Source organism: Gordonia sp. N1V, assembly GCF_029269935.1.
Taxonomy (GTDB): domain Bacteria; phylum Actinomycetota; class Actinomycetes; order Mycobacteriales; family Mycobacteriaceae; genus Gordonia; species Gordonia polyisoprenivorans.
Genome location: NZ_JARJDD010000030.1, coordinates 35,140 through 51,883, shown reverse-complemented (window position 1 = coordinate 51,883; position 16,744 = coordinate 35,140). Strand labels below are relative to the sequence as shown.

At 66.8% G+C, this 16,744-nt stretch carries 12 protein-coding genes and 1 tRNA gene; 7 read left to right on the top strand and 6 right to left on the bottom strand.

From position 1 onward, the window contains the following. The first annotated feature begins 82 nt into the window (after positions 1-82). Positions 83-168, top strand: a tRNA-Leu gene (locus P3L18_RS25745). Positions 169-222: 54 nt separating this feature from the next. Here the strand turns inward: P3L18_RS25745 and P3L18_RS25740 are convergent. Together P3L18_RS25740 and arr are read right to left on the bottom strand one after the other, a co-directional pair. Then, positions 223-1,854 (bottom strand): FMN-binding glutamate synthase family protein, encoded by a 1,632-nt coding sequence (locus P3L18_RS25740; RefSeq protein ID WP_276115713.1) that lies wholly within the window; start codon positions 1,852-1,854, stop codon positions 223-225. Positions 1,855-1,959: 105 nt separating this feature from the next. After that, complete coding sequence (gene arr / locus P3L18_RS25735; protein ID WP_006368867.1) at positions 1,960-2,388, bottom strand: NAD(+)--rifampin ADP-ribosyltransferase; 429 nt, start codon at positions 2,386-2,388, stop codon at positions 1,960-1,962. A gap of 355 nt (positions 2,389-2,743) precedes the next feature. Here arr and P3L18_RS25730 point away from each other — a divergent pair, with 355 nt between their 5' ends. Continuing rightward, positions 2,744-5,368: an ABC transporter ATP-binding protein/permease gene (locus P3L18_RS25730; RefSeq protein ID WP_276115712.1), complete on the top strand. Its 2,625-nt coding sequence runs from the start codon at positions 2,744-2,746 to the stop codon at positions 5,366-5,368. Beyond that, positions 5,365-7,116, top strand: a complete 1,752-nt coding sequence (locus P3L18_RS25725; protein WP_276115711.1) for an ABC transporter ATP-binding protein — start codon at positions 5,365-5,367, stop codon at positions 7,114-7,116. The genes P3L18_RS25730 and P3L18_RS25725 overlap by 4 nt, the downstream gene beginning before the upstream one ends. Here P3L18_RS25725 and P3L18_RS25720 read toward each other — a convergent pair. Then, positions 7,113-7,505: a hypothetical protein gene (locus P3L18_RS25720; RefSeq protein WP_276115710.1), complete on the bottom strand. Its 393-nt coding sequence runs from the start codon at positions 7,503-7,505 to the stop codon at positions 7,113-7,115. The genes P3L18_RS25725 and P3L18_RS25720 overlap by 4 nt on opposite strands. An 87-nt stretch (positions 7,506-7,592) precedes the next feature. On the opposite strand from P3L18_RS25720, the gene P3L18_RS25715 reads away from it, so the two are divergent. The 3 genes from P3L18_RS25715 (at position 7,593) to P3L18_RS25705 (ending at position 11,585) form a co-directional block, all read left to right on the top strand. After that, complete coding sequence (locus P3L18_RS25715) at positions 7,593-9,065, top strand: alpha-amylase family glycosyl hydrolase (RefSeq protein ID WP_079931052.1); 1,473 nt, start codon at positions 7,593-7,595, stop codon at positions 9,063-9,065. Positions 9,066-9,143: 78 nt separating this feature from the next. Then, a complete protein-coding gene (locus tag P3L18_RS25710) occupies positions 9,144-10,256 on the top strand; it encodes a ferredoxin reductase (protein WP_079931051.1) in 1,113 nt (370 codons plus the stop codon). 90 nt (positions 10,257-10,346) lie between these two features. Next, complete coding sequence (locus P3L18_RS25705) at positions 10,347-11,585, top strand: fatty acid desaturase (protein ID WP_276115709.1); 1,239 nt, start codon at positions 10,347-10,349, stop codon at positions 11,583-11,585. A 322-nt stretch (positions 11,586-11,907) separates the two neighbouring features. On the opposite strand, the gene P3L18_RS25700 is transcribed toward P3L18_RS25705, so the two are convergent. Beyond that, positions 11,908-12,816 (bottom strand): diiron oxygenase, encoded by a 909-nt coding sequence (locus P3L18_RS25700; protein ID WP_006368876.1) that lies wholly within the window; start codon positions 12,814-12,816, stop codon positions 11,908-11,910. An 86-nt stretch (positions 12,817-12,902) separates the two neighbouring features. Next, on the bottom strand, positions 12,903-13,772 hold the full coding sequence (locus P3L18_RS25695) for a phosphatase PAP2 family protein (protein WP_276115708.1): 870 nt from the start codon (positions 13,770-13,772) through the stop codon (positions 12,903-12,905). 171 nt (positions 13,773-13,943) lie between these two features. On the opposite strand from P3L18_RS25695, the gene P3L18_RS25690 reads away from it, so the two are divergent. Next, positions 13,944-15,452: a PucR family transcriptional regulator gene (locus P3L18_RS25690; protein WP_139765812.1), complete on the top strand. Its 1,509-nt coding sequence runs from the start codon at positions 13,944-13,946 to the stop codon at positions 15,450-15,452. Here P3L18_RS25690 and P3L18_RS25685 read toward each other — a convergent pair. After that, positions 15,435-16,538: a transporter substrate-binding protein gene (locus P3L18_RS25685; protein ID WP_253194094.1), complete on the bottom strand. Its 1,104-nt coding sequence runs from the start codon at positions 16,536-16,538 to the stop codon at positions 15,435-15,437. The two genes, P3L18_RS25690 and P3L18_RS25685, sit on opposite strands and share 18 nt — an antisense overlap. Positions 16,539-16,744: the final 206 nt, after the last annotated feature.

Here is a 16,744-nt window from a genome sequence, read left to right as displayed (position 1 = left end):
GTGAGGTGCGTGCTATCGTCGTCCAGGCCGTTGATCGAACCCATCGATTCACGGTCATGCCCGCCGAGAACTCGGCGGCCACGGGCGAGTGGCGGAATGGCAGACGCGCTGGCTTCAGGTGCCAGTGTCCTTCGGGACGTGGGGGTTCAAGTCCCCCTTCGCCCACCACGGATCGACACATAACGATCAGTATGACGTTTCACCCGGATTCCGGGTGCTTCGTCATACTGATCGATTTTTTTCACCCGTGGTGGTCCACATCCGGCTGCCCACGTACGGCCGAAACGACTCCGCATCCGCCCGCTCCCAGTCCGCCCGCCACGACGCCGGCGGATCGGCCAGCAGTACCCCCTCGTCGAGCCATTCGAAGATCTCGGCGTAGGAGCGCTGATCGGTCGCCGACAACCGCTTTCGCAGCATGTGCGGGCTCAGTTGCGCCGGGTCGTCGACGCCCATCGATGCCATGATCCGCATGGCCTGGGCGACGGTGGCCTTCTGATAGTTGAAGACGCGTTCGCTCTTGTCGGCGACGTCGAGGGCGCGGGCACGCCGCGGGTCCTGGGTGGCGACGCCGACGGGGCAGTGATTGGTGTGGCAGCGCTGCGACTGGATGCATCCGACGGCCATCATCATCGCGCGGGCGGCATTCGTGTAGTCCGCACCCTGGATCAGTCGTTTGACGATGTCGTTGCCGGAGGCCACCTTTCCGCTCGCACCGATCCGGATGCGGTCGCGCAGCCCCACGCCGACCAGCGCGTTGTGCACCGTCATCAACCCGTCGGTCAGGGGCAGGCCGACGTGATCCTCGTATTCCAAAGGCGCAGCGGCGGTTCCGCCTTCGGCACCGTCGACGACGATGAAGTCCGGGGTGGCGCCCTCGGCGAGCATCGCCTTGCACATGGCGAGCACGTCGATCCGCGAGCCCACGCAGAGTTTGAAACCCACGGGTTTGCCGCCCGACAACTCTCGCAGTCTCGCGACGAATCGAATCAACTCGCGCGGCGTCGAGAACGCCGAGTGCGCGGCCGGACTCACGCACTTCTGTCCTTGCGGCACACCGCGATAGCGGGCGATCTGGGCAGTCACCTTCGCCGCCGGCAGGACGCCGCCGATACCCGGCTTGGCGCCTTGGCTCAGCTTGATGTTGATGGCCTTGACGCGCTCGTCGGCGGCTTTCTCCGCGAACGTGTCGGGATCGAAATGCCCGTCGGCGGTGCGGGTTCCGAAGTAGCCGGAGCCGATCTCCCAGACGACGTCGGCGCCCTGGAGGTGAAACGGTGTCAGCCCGCCTTCGCCGGTCTCGTGGACGAACCCGCCCTTCATCGCGCCTTTGTTCAAGGCGCGCAGCGCATTCGCCGAGAGCGCACCGAAGCTCATCGACGACACGTTCAGCAGCGCCATGTCGTACGGGCGGGTGCAGTCGGGCCCGCCGATGCGGATGCGAAACGGCTCGGGCGGATTCTCGATCGGGGCGGTCGAGTGGACGAGGTACTCGTAGCCGGGCCGGTCGATGTCACGCTCGGTGCCGAAGGCGAGTTCGGCGGCGGTGCCTTTGGCGCGTTCGTAGATCAGCGAGCGGGTGTCGCGGTCATAGGGCCGGCCGTCGAAGTTCCGCTCGACGAAGTACTGCTGCATCTCCGGGCGCAACGCCTCGAGCAGGAACCGCATGTGGCCGAGCACCGGATAGTTCCGCAAGATCGAATGCCGGCGCTGCGTGATGTCGTAGACGGCCACCACGGCGACGGGCACCAGGATCACCGCGGCGACGATCCACGCCCACGACCATTCGACGGCCGCGATCACCGCGGCCACCGCCGCGACAACGAGGACGGCTACTGCGACAAACCGGACCATACGGTGCTCTCTTCTCCGGGCACACCATTTGCAGCCCAACCGGTTTCGGGCTGACGGCGGCCTGGCACGAGTCTAGCCGTCGCAGCGGCCCCCGCCCGCAGACGATCAGTCGTAGATCACCGCCGCGCCGCGTCGGCGCAGATCGGCCAGGCCGGCGCGCCTGGCGTCGATCAGCTCCGGAGAGTGCCCCACCCAGTCGGTCAGTTCGCCGACCACCCGCACCGGTTCTCGCGAGCGGAACGAGCGGGTCGGGTTGCCGGGGAACTTCTTGTCGGTCACGTTCGGGTCGTCCTCGACGGGTCCGGTCGGCTCGACGAGGTAGATGCGGCCCGGTCCGTCGCCGAGAGCCAGCTCGGCACCCCACGCCGCGGCGTCGAGAGTCCGCGTGAAGTAGATGTGGTTGGCGATGCGGCCCTCCTCGTAGTTCGAGCCGTATCCCGGTACCAGGAGGTCGCCGACGTTCAGCGCGGCCTTGGTGCCGTGCAGGTAGGCGCCGGAGTCGTGCACTTCGAAGGGCGTCGGAGCATCGGTCATCAATGGCCTTCCTCAGGTGTGTGGGCGGTGGGCGTATTCGCAGCGCACCGAGTGTGCACCCGCCACCGGCCCTTGCCGCAAGCCCCACCTGCAGTCGTATGGTGAAAGGGGAAGCACACCGAGCCGCCGGCACGGCACGAGTAGTGCACTACCTGCGCTTCGCGCTCCCCGGCACCTGATTGTTCCCCGATCCGCGGGAATCGTTGCCGTCGTCAAGCGAACCTGAACGACCGACCCAGAACCCTGTGCACCCCACTCCTCGTTTGTTAGCCTTGCCTAAGCTGCGCGGCATTTCGGACACTCGCCCGATACGCGCCGGTCGCGAAGAAGACGCAACGACGATGGGGGTGGGCAGATGTCCCGTGGATTCGGGGGAGCGGTCATGCGCGCGTTCGGCGCTCGTGACCACCTGGCAACGGTCACGAGCGTCGAGCAACGCGCCCCACACCTCGTTCGTGTGCGGTTCCACTCCGACACCCTGTTCTCCGAGGCGTTGACCGGACCCACGTCGTGGATTCGGGGTTGGTTTCCCGACGACGACGGTCGTGAACACCAGCGCGGCTACACCTTTGCCGATGCCGACGCCGATGCCGGAACCTTCGCCCTCGACTTCGTGCTCCACGAGCCGTCGGGCCCGGCATCGCAATGGGCACGACAGGCACAACCGGGACAGTCCATCTCGGCGATGTACATGAGTTCGGTGCCGTTCGAGGTGCCCGACGAGAACCCGCCCGCCGGCTACCTGGTCATCGGCGACTCGGCATCCATCCCGGCGATCAACTCGATCATCGACGCCGTGCCGCAAGACATCCCGATCGAGGCCTACCTCGAGCAGCACGAGCCCGCCGACCGCGAGATCCCGCTCAACAATCACCCGCGGATGCGGCTGCACTGGGTCCCACGCACCGACGCCACCGCGCTCGCGTCCGCGTTGGAGCCCCGCGACTGGTCGGACTGGTACGCCTGGGCCGGCCCGGAATCGAACTCGCTCAAAGAGATCCGCAAACGACTCAAGGAGTTCGGATTCCCCAAGTCCGAAACCCACGTCCAGGCCTACTGGGCGCAGGGCAAGGCGATGGGTAAAGAGCGCGACCCCGACGCGGAGTCCCCCGACGGAACCGCCGGCGAGCGGACCCCGGCGGTCGAGACGATCGAGCCGCTGGCCGTCACAGCTGCCACCGGTGCGGTCGCTCCCGCCGAGCCCGCTTCGCAGGGCCAGTGGCGCGCCAACGCCGCGGGCAAGCTGCTCGCCCCGCTGAAGCCGATCCTCACCATCGCCGGTGTCCTGCAGGCGATCGTCACCCTGCTCCAGCTCGCTCCTTACGTGCTTCTCGTCGAACTGTCCCGCCGCCTGCTGGCCGGCGCCGACTCCGGACAGCTGTGGTTCGTGGGCACACTCGCGGTCACCCTGATCGGGCTGGGCATCCTGCTGGAGTCGGCATTGCTGTTCTGGCTGCACACCGTCGACGCCCGCTTCTCCCGCCATCTGCGCAGCCGGCTGCTGCGCAAGCTCGCACGACTTCCCTTGGGCTGGTTCGACTCCCGCAGCTCCGGTGGCATCAAATCACTCGTCCAGGACAACACCCTCTCGCTGCACTATCTGGTCACACACGCGGTACTCGACGCGGTGTCGGCCGTCGTCGCGCCGATCGCGGTGCTGATCTACCTGTTCATCGTCGACTGGGGGGTGGCACTGTTCCTACTGCTACCCGTCCTCGGTTACGTGTTCACCATGTACCGCATGATCATCGCGTCCGGCTCCAAGATCCCGGTCGCGCACGCGTGGGAAGAACGGATGAACGGTGAGGCCGCATCGTATCTCGATGCGCAACCGGTGATCCGGGTGTTCGGCGGCGCGATGGATTCGCGATTCCGGGCCCGACTCGAGGAGTACATCGATTTCCTCGAAGAGTGGCAACGGCCCTTCGTCCGAACCAAGACCGTCATGGACCTCGTCACCCGGCCCACCACCTTCTTGTGGCTGATCGCGCTGGTGGGCACGGGATTCGTCATCTGGGGCTGGATCGAGCCGATCGACCTCATCCCGTTCCTGTTGTTGGGCACCACCTTCGGCGCCCGACTCCTCGGCATCGGCTACGGTCTGAGCGGGCTCAAGGCAGGTATGCTCGCCGCCCGCGACATCCAGATCACCCTCGACGAGCCCGAACTCGTCACTCGCGACGCGACCACGCCGCGAACAGCGGACGCCGGCGTCGTCTTCGATCGCGTCACCTTCGGTTACCGCCCCGCAGTGCCTGTCCTGCACGACATCTCACTGCACCTGGCGCCGGGAACCGTCACCGCACTGGTCGGCCCGTCCGGCTCGGGCAAGTCCACTCTCGCGGCGTTGTTGGCCCGCTTCCACGACCCGGACGCCGGAACCATCCGAATCAACGGTCGCGACATCGCCACCATGGACGCCGACGAGCTCTACCGTCAACTCGGATTCGTGTTGCAGGAAACCCAACTCGTCGCCGGGACCGTCGCGGAGAACATCGCGCTGGCGGTCCCCGACGCGAGTCGCACACAGATCGAGCGGGCCGCTCGCGACGCCAACATCCACGAGCGGATTCTCGCGATGCCCGACGGCTATGACACCCCACTCGGACCCGACGCCGCACTGTCGGGTGGTGAGCGCCAGAGGTTGACGATCGCCCGCGCCATCCTCGCCGACGCCCCGGTGCTGATCCTCGACGAGGCCACCGCCTTCGCCGACCAGGAGTCGGAGTTCCTCGTCCAGCAATCGCTGAGCCGCCTGGCCGCCGGTCGTACCGTGCTGGTCATCGCGCACCGGCTGCACACCATTGCCGACGCCGATGCCATCGTCGTCCTCGACGGCGGCCGGATCGTCGAAACCGGAACGCACCGTGAGCTTCTCGCCGCGCGTGGGACCTACGCGACACTGTGGGCCGCGACCGAACCCGACAGCCAGGACCCACTGGCCGAGCACGACGCACTGACCGAGGGAGCCCGTCGATGATCACCACCTTGATCTCGTTGCTGCCGGATCGGTCTCGCCCGGAGCTGCGGAAGTTCGTCGCGCTGAGTGTGCTCTCGGTGCTGGTGCGCGCGGTCGGCGTCGTGCTGCTCGTACCGCTGGTGTCGGCGCTGCTCGATGGCCGCCACGGCGACGCACTGGCCTGGCTCGCCGCACTGACGGCGGCCACCGTGGCCGGCTGGCTCACCGACTGGGTCGGCTCGCGGGTGGCCTACGACCTGGGATTCACCTTGCTGGGCAGCGGCCAACATATGCTCGCCGAGCGACTTTCGCGCATCCGGCCGACCTGGTTCGGCGCGGAGAACACCGCCACCGCCCGGCAGGCCATCGCCGCGACCGGCCCGGATCTGGTCGGCGTCGTCGTCTATCTGGTGGTGCCGCTCCTCGGTGCGATCCTGCTGCCGGTGGTCATCGGCGTTGCGCTGCTGGCGATCTCGTGGCAACTCGCACTGGTGGCATTGGCCGATGTCCCGCTGCTCCTCGGCGCACTATGGGGCAGTGGGGCCATCAGTCGGCGCGCCGACCACGCGGCCGACGCCGCGAACGCCGCCCTGACCGAGCGCGTCGTCGAGTTCGCCCGCACACAACCGGCGCTGCGCGTCGCGCGTCGCGCCGATCCGGAGCGCAGCCTCGCCGGCGACGCACTCGCCCGCCAGCACGGCGCAACGCTGCGGCTGCTGTTGCTGCAGGTCCCCGGTCAACTGCTGTTCGGTCTCGCAGCGCAGATCGCACTGTTCGCGCTCGCCGGCACCGCTGCATGGCTCACCGTGCGCGGTGATCTGTCAACAGCGCAGGCCGTCGCGCTGATCGTGGTGGCCGTCCGCTACCTCGAACCGTTCACCGCGCTCGGCGAACTCGCCGGCGGACTGGAGAGTGTGCGTCTGACCCTGCGGCGCATCCGCACCGTCCTCGACGCCCCGACGCTCATCGACGGACCGACGTCGCGGCCGGCTCCGACCACGGCACCGCGAATCACGTTCGAGGGCATCCGATTCGACTACGACGACCCCGAACACCCCGTCCTCGACGGCCTCGACCTCATCATCGAACCCGGCTCTACCACCGCCATCGTCGGCCCGTCCGGATCGGGGAAGTCGACGATCCTCGGACTCATCGCCGGCCTGCATCAGCCGACGGCGGGGCGCATCCTGTTCGACGGCGTCGATGCCGCCGACCTCGATCACGAGTCCCGTCGCGCGCTGACCAGCGTGGTGTTCCAGCAGCCTTATCTCATCGAGGGCAGCATCGCCGACAACGTCGCCGCCGGCGATCCATCGGCGACACCCGAGCGCCTGCGCAGCGCCACCGCGCTCGGCCAGGTCGACGAGATCACCGATCGTCTGGCCGATGGCGTCGATTCGGCTGTGGGAGAGGGAGGTTCGGTTCTCTCCGGCGGTGAGCGCCAACGCGTCAGCATCGCCCGCGCCCTGGTCAAACCCGCGCCCGTGCTGCTCATCGACGAAGCAACGAGTGCCCTCGACAACAGCAACGAGCGCGCCATCGTCGATGCCCTGTCGGCGCAGGACCGCCCACGCACCCGCGTCATCGTCGCCCACCGACAGGCCGGCATCCGCCGCGCCGACCGGGTCATCGTGCTCGACCGGGGACGCATCGTCGAGGACGGCACGCCCGACGAATTGCTCGCCGCGGGTGGACGTTTCACCCGATTCTGGGAGCATCAGAGCGCCGCGGGCCGGTGGAAGCTGACCGGAGCGGGCGGTCAGGCTTAGCCCCGCCGCGCCACCCAGATCCGCTCCGCCTCCCGCTTGCCGACGACACCGACCAGCGGGATGCGATCGATCTGATCGACGGTCAGCATCGCCTCCGGACGAGCGATCCGCGCCAGCTCGTCGGCCGTCGGGAGGCCCGCCTCGACGGCCGCCTCGCAGAAGTCCCATCCGGTGATGCTGTCGTGGATCCACCGGCGCTGCGCCTCGGGGCGCTGATGATCCTCCGCAACGAACCAATTGGCCACCAGCACCGCCTTGTCGGCGAGCAGGGTCCACATCTTGGTCCGGTCGATCCGCGCATGCGCCTTGGGCCGGGTGATCGCGAGCCAGCGCAGACTCTCGTCCGCCGGATCGAGCAACTGCCAGTACTGCCACCTCAGGTCGACCACCCCCTCAGGGTAAGGACCGCGATATCCGGGGTCGCCGAACCCGACCGCCGAGGTGGCTGACGGCGAGAAATCTGGCACAGTAACGCTGTGCAGCCCCACCCGGTCATCTACGAGATCAACACCTGGCCGTGGTTGGAGCGGATCGGTCGGCGTCTTGGCCACCCGGTCACCCTCGGCACGGTGCCCGAGGACGTATGGGACAGCATCGCCGTCGGACCCGTCGACGCCGTCTGGCTCATGGGCGTGTGGCAGCGCAGTCCGGCAGGAGTGCAGATCGCGTTGGCCGACGGTCCCCTCGTCGACACCTTCCGCGCCGCTTTGCCCGACTACACCTCCGACGACGTCGTCGGCTCGCCCTACTGCATCCGCGACTATGTCGTCGACGAGCACCTGGGCGGGTGCGACGGGCTGGCCACCGCCCGCGCCGCCCTCGCCGCCCGCGGGATCGGACTGATCCTCGACTACGTCCCCAACCATCTCGCGACGGACCACCCGTGGGTCACCACGCATCCCGAACGCTTCGTCGCCGGCACCACCGAGGACATCGACGCACGCCCGGCCGAGTTCGTCGGGGTCGGCGGGCGGGTTCTGGCCAACGGCCGCGACCCCCACTTCCCGCCGTGGCGAGACGTTCTGCAGCTCAACGCCTTCCACCCGGAGACCGTGGACGCCGCGATCGACGAACTGCGCGGGATCGCCGAGCGCTGCGACGGGGTGCGCTGCGACATGGCGATGCTCATGACGACCGACATCTTCACCCGGACCTGGGGCGACCGGGTCGGTCCGGCACCGGCGCAGGACTACTGGACGCGGGTCATCCCCGCTGTCCGCGAGCAGCACCCCGGCTTCCTGTTCGTCGCCGAGTCCTATTGGGGCACAGAACAGTTGCTACGGTCCCAGGGCTTCGACCACTGCTACGACAAGGCATTCACCGATGCCCTCGAGCACCATCCGCACGAGGTCGCCCGCCTCATCCACCACGACCCGGACCCCGCCGGCAAGGTGCGCTTCCTCGAGAATCACGACGAGCCGCGCGCGCAATCGGTATTCGGCCACCGCCATCGGACGGCGGCGCTGACGGCACTCACCCAGCCGGGCGCCCGCCTCGTTCACGACGGCCAGGCCGACGGCCGGACCACCCGGCTGCCGGTGCAGTTGCGGCGCGAGCCCGTTGAACCGGTGGACCCCGACCTCCGCGACTTCTACCGCACCCTTCTGCGCGCCCTCAATGAAAGCCCGATGCGCACAGGGGATTTCGATCCGCTGCACATTCACGGCTGGCCGGATCGGCCCACCGGGGGATTGGTTGCCTGGGCGTGGACCGATGCGTGTGACGCATCGGACGGCGGGGGCCGCCACCTGATCGTGGTCAACCTCGACGACGCCGCGGCCGCCGGTCGTGTACAGACTCCATGGCCTGCGCTGACCGGGTCCACCGCCACCCTCACCGACCTGCTCACCGGCATCGACCATCACCGGCCTGCCGACCCCGACGAGTACGTCTTCGTCATGCTGCCCGGCTGGGGTGCACATCTGCTGGACGTCCACATCCATCCGTGATGCGGACCGCACGGAGTCTGTGATGCGCACCACCAATTGGGTGTACAGTCGTGCACACACATTGCCGGAGGGAGGCCGATGAATCTTCTTCGCTGGAGCAAACGCCCAGCCGCGGGGGTCAACGCAAAGAACCCGCAGGCCAACGTCGTGCGCGGACTCGTCGCACGGGCCACCACACCGCTACTGCCCGACGACTACCTGCACCTGATCAATCCGCTGTGGTCGGCGCGCGAGTTGCGCGGACGCATCGTCGAGGTCCGTAAGGAGACCGACGTCTCGGCGACGGTCGTCATCAAGACGGGCTGGGGATTCCCCTCGGACTACAAGGCCGGCCAGTACGTCGGCATCGGTCTGCAGGTCGACGGACGCTGGCACTGGCGCTCGTACTCGCTGACGTCGTTCGGGGAGAACACCGACGACACCATCTCCATCACCGTCAAGGCCAATCCCGACGGCTTCCTGTCGACGCACCTCGTCGACGGTGTCGCCCCGGGCACGGTGATCCGCCTTGCCGCGCCCAAGGGCGATTTCCATCTACCGGAGCCGCTGCCCGAGTCGATCCTGTTCCTCACCGCGGGCAGCGGGATCACCCCGGTCATGGGCATGTTGCGCTCGATGAGTGCACGCGGCGAGATCCCCGACACCGTCCACGTTCACTCTGCGCCCACCCGCGACGAGGTCATCTTCCTGGACGAACTCGAGTCCCTCGACGAGCAGGTGCCGACGTATTCGCTTGCGCTGCAACTGACCAGGTCCGACGGTAAGTTCTCCATCGACGACATCGACGCGAAGGTCCCCGATTGGCGGGAACGGTCCTGCTGGGCATGCGGGCCGGTCGCCTTCCTCGATGACATCGAGTCGGCGTACTCGGCGGCGGACCTCCGCGATCAACTGCACATCGAACGTTTCGCCATCGCGCGGACCGATTTCGGTGGTGAGGGCGGCACCGTCACCTTCGCCAGATCCCAGAAGACCGCCGAACTCGACGGTGCCACCACACTTCTCGAGGCCGGTGAGAACCTGGGAATCCAGATGCCGTTCGGCTGCCGGATGGGCATCTGCCAGACCTGTGTGGTCCCACTGGCCCAGGGATATGCGCGTGACCTGCGCACCGGAGAGGAACGTCGCGAGGGCGAACGTATCCAGACGTGTATCAGCGCCGTATCCGGGGAATGCACGCTCGACCTGTAGAAGAATCGGGATCGCGGTCCAGCCCGCGGCCGCATCCCGCCACGCGGCACATCGCCGCACACCAGTCCGATCATCGGGAGGACGATGCTCATGGCGATCACCGACATCGACACCTATGCCCATCTGACCGAGGTCGACGTCGAGGCGCTCGGCGCCGAACTCGACGCCATCCGGCGCGACATCGAAGAATCGCGCGGAGCGGCCGACGCACGATACATCAAGCGCACCATCACCTTTCAGCGCGCACTGGCCGCCGGTGGGCGGGTGGTGTTGCTGTTCAGCAACCGCAAACCCGCATGGCTACTCGGCGCCGGACTGCTCGGCGCGGCCAAGATCATCGAGAACATGGAGCTCGGCCACAACGTGATGCACGGCCAATGGGATTGGATGAACGATCCCGAGGTCCATTCGTCGTCATGGGAGTGGGACACCACGTGCCCGAGCGTGCAGTGGAAACACTCACACAACTTCGTGCACCACAAATACACCAACATCGTCGGAATGGACGACGACGTGGGCTACGGAATCCTGCGCGTCACCCGTGACCAGCCGTGGGAGTGGTGGAACGTCGGTAACCCGATCTACAACCTGACACTCGGCACGTTCTTCGAATACGGTGTGGCGCTGCACCATCTCGAGACCGAGAAGCTCCGCAAGAAGGAGAAGACCTACCGTCAGGCGGCCAAGGATCTGCAGATCATCGGCCGCAAGGTCGGCAAGCAGGCCGCCAAGGACTACCTGATCTTCCCGGCGCTCTCTGGTCCCAACTGGCGCACCACGATCACCGCGAACCTGACCGCCAACTTCATCCGGAACTATTGGTCGTACATGGTGATCTTCTGCGGTCACTTCCCCGACGGTGCGGAGAAGTTCACCGTCGCCGAGTACGAGGAAGAAGATCAGCCGCGCTGGTATCTGCGACAGATGCTGGGATCGGCCAACTTCCGGGCCGGACCGATCATGCGTTTCATGAGCGGCAATCTCAGTCACCAGATCGAGCACCACCTGTTCCCGGACCTGCCCAGCAACAGGTACGAGGAGATCGGCGTCCGCGTCCGCGAACTCTGCGACAAGTACGACCTGCCCTACACCACCGGCAGCCTCCTGAATCAGTACGCGCAGTCGTTCCGCACGATCCTCAAGCTGGCCCTGCCGAACGCGCTCTTGAAGGCGACCTCCGACGATGCGCCGGAGACCGCGTCGGAACTGCGGTTCGCCATTCGTGGCGGTATGTCGAACCACTTCGGCGTCGATCCCGACACCGGCAAGCGCCGAGGTCTGCGCACGGCATTACGGGAACTGAAGAAGGCGCCCGTCCAGCCCGCGTAGCCGTCGTTTCCGCGGAATACGAATACAGCTTCCACGTGAGCGGGCCGGCACCCGTGATTTCACGGCGTGTCGCCCCGGATCGGTGGAAGTTGTATTCGTATCTCCCGCTGTTCCGGGTCCTCACCGATCGGTGGTCGGGTTCGCTCCCGCTGAGTGCCTTCTTCAACCGTTGGTCGCGCCCGCCCCCGCGGGTGTACTTTGATCGTTGGTCGGGTTTGCCCCGCCGGGTCTTCTTCGACCGATGGTCGAGGTGCGACGAGCCCCCTGGGGCGAGGAGCCTCGAGACCCCCTGAGCCACAAACGATCCCAACCCCATCACCACTCAGAGCATGTGCACCTTGCGGTACACGCGGGCGGCGGCGGGGGTGAGCAGCCCCACGTCGTCGAGGAACTCCATGAGGTGCGCGCACCCGGTGCGCACCATCGACTGGAAGTGATGGTTGCGCCGCATCTCGCCGATGGCCCGGTGGTGGTCGAGGCCGGCGTCGATGTAGGCCTGCGGGCGCACGAGGCTGGTGAAGATGTACGAGGCGGCGGTGGCGAGGTAGAAAGCGCTCCACTGTCGCTTGATGAAGCCGATGTCGCGCACCGACTTCCGCACCTCCTCGCGGGCGAACTTCATGTGCCGCGATTCCTCGAGGACGTGGATCTCGTTGACCGTCCGGATGAACGGCAGCACTCGCTCATCACGCATGCAGCCGCGCTGGAACACGTCGAGGATCTCCTCGGCGACGAGGATGCCCGCGTAGGCCACCTCGTCCTTGACCGTGGCCATGAAGAATTTGCCGAAGCGTCCGAGCCGCGGATGCGGTTTATAAGACGTGCCGACCATCTTCTCGCTGGCCTTGGCGAACATGATCGAGTGGCGGCACTCGTCGGCGATCTCGGTGAGCGCGAACTGGAATTCTGGTCGGTGATAGTCGGCGAGGTACTGATCACGGATGACCACGCCCTGCAGCATCATCTCGAACCAGATCCCGATGCACATGATCGACGCGAACTCGTGCCGAGTGAGCTTGATCCGCTGCTCCTCGGTCATCTCCTCCCAGTACGGAGTTCCGTAGAGCGTTGACCATTCGGGACTGCAACCGTACTTCGTCGGATCCATCGGGGCGTCCCAATCGATCTCGGTCATGGCGTTGCGGGACAGGCGCGCCGCGGATTCGAGGAGACGGGCCGAGACCTCGTCGGGACCCGAATCGACGGTGGATGTGAGGGGAGCCACGGTCATGAGTCCATGACAGCATCAACCGTGACATTAGTCAATGGCATCTTTGGGGCGAAGGGTCTGCCCGGACGGAGACAATCGAGCCGCGGTCAGCCCAGCCGCGAGCGATACGCGCACGGGCGATATCCACCCAGCGCGATACCCATGACCGTCGCGATACCGACCGCCGTCGCGATCTGTCGCGGGTCGCCGTAAGACGTGCCGACGATCAGCGGTGTGGCGATGACGGTGATGAGAAATGCCAGGCTGCGCATCAAGAACGAACCCCGGGGGGTCGGTGAGTCCGGCCACGGATCGGGCAGCAGCGCGCCGAGACCGATGACGATGAGCACGGAGATCACCACATCGCTGGGCCGATGCCAGCCGTCGGCGACCAGACCGAACTCGATGACCGACGCCCACGTCGCACCGACGGCGACGACGAAGGGCCGCAGCCACTTCGGTGCCGCCGCGATCAACACCAGCACGCACGAGGTGACCGCGGCGGCATGACCCGACGGCGCCGAGTTGGAGGTCTCGGCGATCCAGGAATGCAACCGCGGCCGGACCAGCACACCATCGCGCAGGTAACGGGTGAGCACCACGATGATCACCGGAAAAACCAGCAGCGCAGCGGTTTTGACGAGCGCGATGCCCACTGGTGTACGTCCGGTCACCGCTGGGATCACCGACCCGCCGACGGCAAGCATCGCCGCGATCACCCAGATTCGCGGATCGGTGACCGCCTGCACGGTGAGGATGTGCGGCACATGGGCGACAGCGGAAGCGCGCCGCGCCGCATCGAGGACGTACTGGTCGACGAGCTGGCCCCATGATGTGCGGACCGCAATGCCGTAGACCGCCGCCGCAAGCAGCAGCGCGAGGATCGTGGTGACCACCGCCGCGCCGAGGCCCGTCGGCCGACGAACCTCGCGGCGCGGCGTCACGTCGCCGGGCGGCGTCGTTGCCAGGACACTCATGTGCCCGAGGCTAGGCGACAAATCTGGGAAAAGGCTGGGTCGGGGAATCGGGCGAGTCGCGACACATGGTTCGACCACGACAATCCTCCGGTGCCGTCACCGGGTGCGCTCGGGTCGAGATATGTCTCTTTCGCGGCGATACTGAGGGTTCGTTCGCTCGGAGGAGATGTGGTGACAACCGTCGACGACATCCTTGCGCGGCACGGTCTGATAACCCTGACGCCGGGATTGGTGGAGCGAAGCCGCGAGCACGAGGTGCACGGGATCAGTGAGGTGACCAGACGGGGCGAACCGCAGGTCGCCCGTGGTGCGCTGGTGTATGTCGCGCGCCATCAGTGGCCGGATGTGGTGACCCCGGCAACCCTTGCCCAGCGCATCCGATCCGGTGGCGGGGTGGCGGTGCTCGTCGACAACGACGATCTCGGACTACCGCCCGAGTTTGTCCATGATTGTCTGCGGTCGTCCCTGCCGGTGTTCGTGCTTCCGCGAACCACAACCGTCGACGAGATCCGTTCAGCTGTAGGGCCGGCACCGTCGGATCGCGCGGTTCAGGACGCCACCGACGTGTCGGAGATCCAGAAGCTGCTGGGCCGTCATGCCGAGGACACCGGGACCGAGGTGTGGCTGGCATTGTCGGGTTGCCTGATCCCGGGCACCCCGGGTATGCGTCCGGCGGCACGGGTCATCGACGTCCTCGGCAGTGAACCCTCGAAGCTCTCCGGTGCCGCCCTGCAGGGTGTGTCGTTGCGGATCGAGGTGGCGCCGGGCACCTCGGTGGTGATCCTGAATCCGCATCGCCGCAAGCTGAGTCGACGTTCCGTCGACTCGCTGGTCCGCGCGGTGGCGGCGTGGCGCCACGCGTTGCAGGTACGGCGATCGGCACGGGCCTCGATAGAAGCGGCGCTGATCCGCGAATTGGCGCAGGCGAACGCCCCGTCGGCCACACTCGACCCCTGGGTCCGATCGTTCGGGTTCACCACCGGCGCACGGGTACGGGCGATCGTGCTGGTGGTCGACGAGCACGATTCCGCGCCGGCGTTTCTCGTCGACGCGCTGCACGACGTGGCGGTGAATGCGGGAACCCGATGTGTGGCAGGAGCTCACGGCCCGTGCGCCTATGCCCTTGTCGAATGGGAAGCGTCGGACACCGCCGATGCCGGGGAAGCATTCGAGGACAGCCTGGCAGGGTTGGCGCGCTTGTTCGCCGCCCGGGACGGACTCACCGTGAACGTCGGGTTCAGCTCGTGTGTCCTGCAGAGCGCCGACGATCTCGTGCGTGGATTCATCAGCGGGCGACAGCTCGCGGAACGAACCGCGCGCAAGGTCAACGCCCCGCTGGATCGGTTGCCGTTACCGCCGACGACCGCGGGGGCACTACTCGCCGGAGACCCCACCGCGCGCGACACCTTGATCCGAACGCTGCTGGTCCCGGTCGAGGACTACGACGCACGTCGCGGTACGCAGTACCTCGGGACCCTGCGCACCTTTCTGGCGCTCGACGGCCACTTCGGTGCCACTGCAAATGAATTGGGCATCCACATCAATACCCTGCGCTATCGGTTGTCGAGGATCGAGAACCTCAGCGGTCGGGGACTCGCCACCACCGGGGACCGCAGCGACTACTACCTGGCCCTGTGTCTACGGGAGTCGATGCAGCCGGAGTCACCGAATCGCGGCTGAGGGTGAGCTGCCCGACCACCAGGGCTCCGGCACGCGGGTGCCGAATTCCTCGAGGATGACGTACGCGCCGTCGCGCGCCTGCACCAGGTAAGACGGGTGGACGCTGTAGTGATCGCTGCGGAAATAGAACGGTGCCCCTTCCGGGTTTCCGTCGAAGCGCACGCCGGTCATGGCCGCGTTCAGTGAGTCGGCACCGGTCAGATCGATCTGGTCTGCGGCCAGGCATGCGGCGTGGACGGCGTTGTAGGCGCCGACCTGCGCCGGATGGGCCCACCGCTGTCCGCGAACGGCCGACAGACCTCCGCGGTAGGCGGCATTGATCGGTGAGTCCAGTGCCGAGAAGTAGGTACCGACCATGTAGTGACCATCGCTGATCGAGGTCGGCATGTGTGCCAGGTCGATCTCGGTGGTGACGGTGGCGGCGATGGGTACGCGGTCGGCCGTGAGTCCGGCCGCCGCAAACTGCTGGTAGAAGCTGGACGTCGAGTGCACGCCGACCAGGTTGCACAGGACGACGTCGGGTTGCCGCTCGGAGAGGTCGGCGACGATCGCGCCGAACCTGGTCTCCCCCAGGGGAACGAACCTGCTTGCCACGATCTCGATGTCGAGCTGCGCGCCCAGACGGCGGATCGCCTCGGTGAGGATACGCGGATAGATGTAGTCCGACCCGACGATGTAGACACGCCGGCCGAGGTGGCCGGCGATCCAGCGAAGGTAGTCGGCGATGTACTGGTTGGGTGCTGCTCCGCAGTAGTACACCCGTGAATCGTTCTCTTCGCCTTCGAAATAGGTCGGGTACATCAACAGCGACCGGAACTGGTGGATCAGCGGGATCATGGCAACCCGGCTCGCCGAGGTGTATCCGCCGACGACGAGATCGACCGCATGCGTCTCACACAGTTCGCCGACCCCACGCGTCAGCGCCGAGACCTCTGAGCGGTCGTCGACGACCACCGCCTCGACCGGTCGTCCACCGACCCCGCCGCGGTCGTTGACCTCGCTGACGGCGAGCAGCGCCCCGTCGAGGATGGACTGGCCTGTTTGGGCATCCGGACCGGACAGCGAGAAGAGCATCCCGATCTTCAACGTCGCACCCCTTTACCGGCTTCGTGATTGACCCCACTATGCCACCGCGATGCCGACTCGGGGTGTCGGCGCGGGCGGATCGGCGGCCCTGCGATGTTGCGGTCGGGTGACGACGGATTACGCCGGCGTGTCGTCATCTCGATGTAACGCGGGTCGGTGGACGATTCGCGCAGATCAGCGAGGTGCCGAGGGACGGGCGTGTCGTA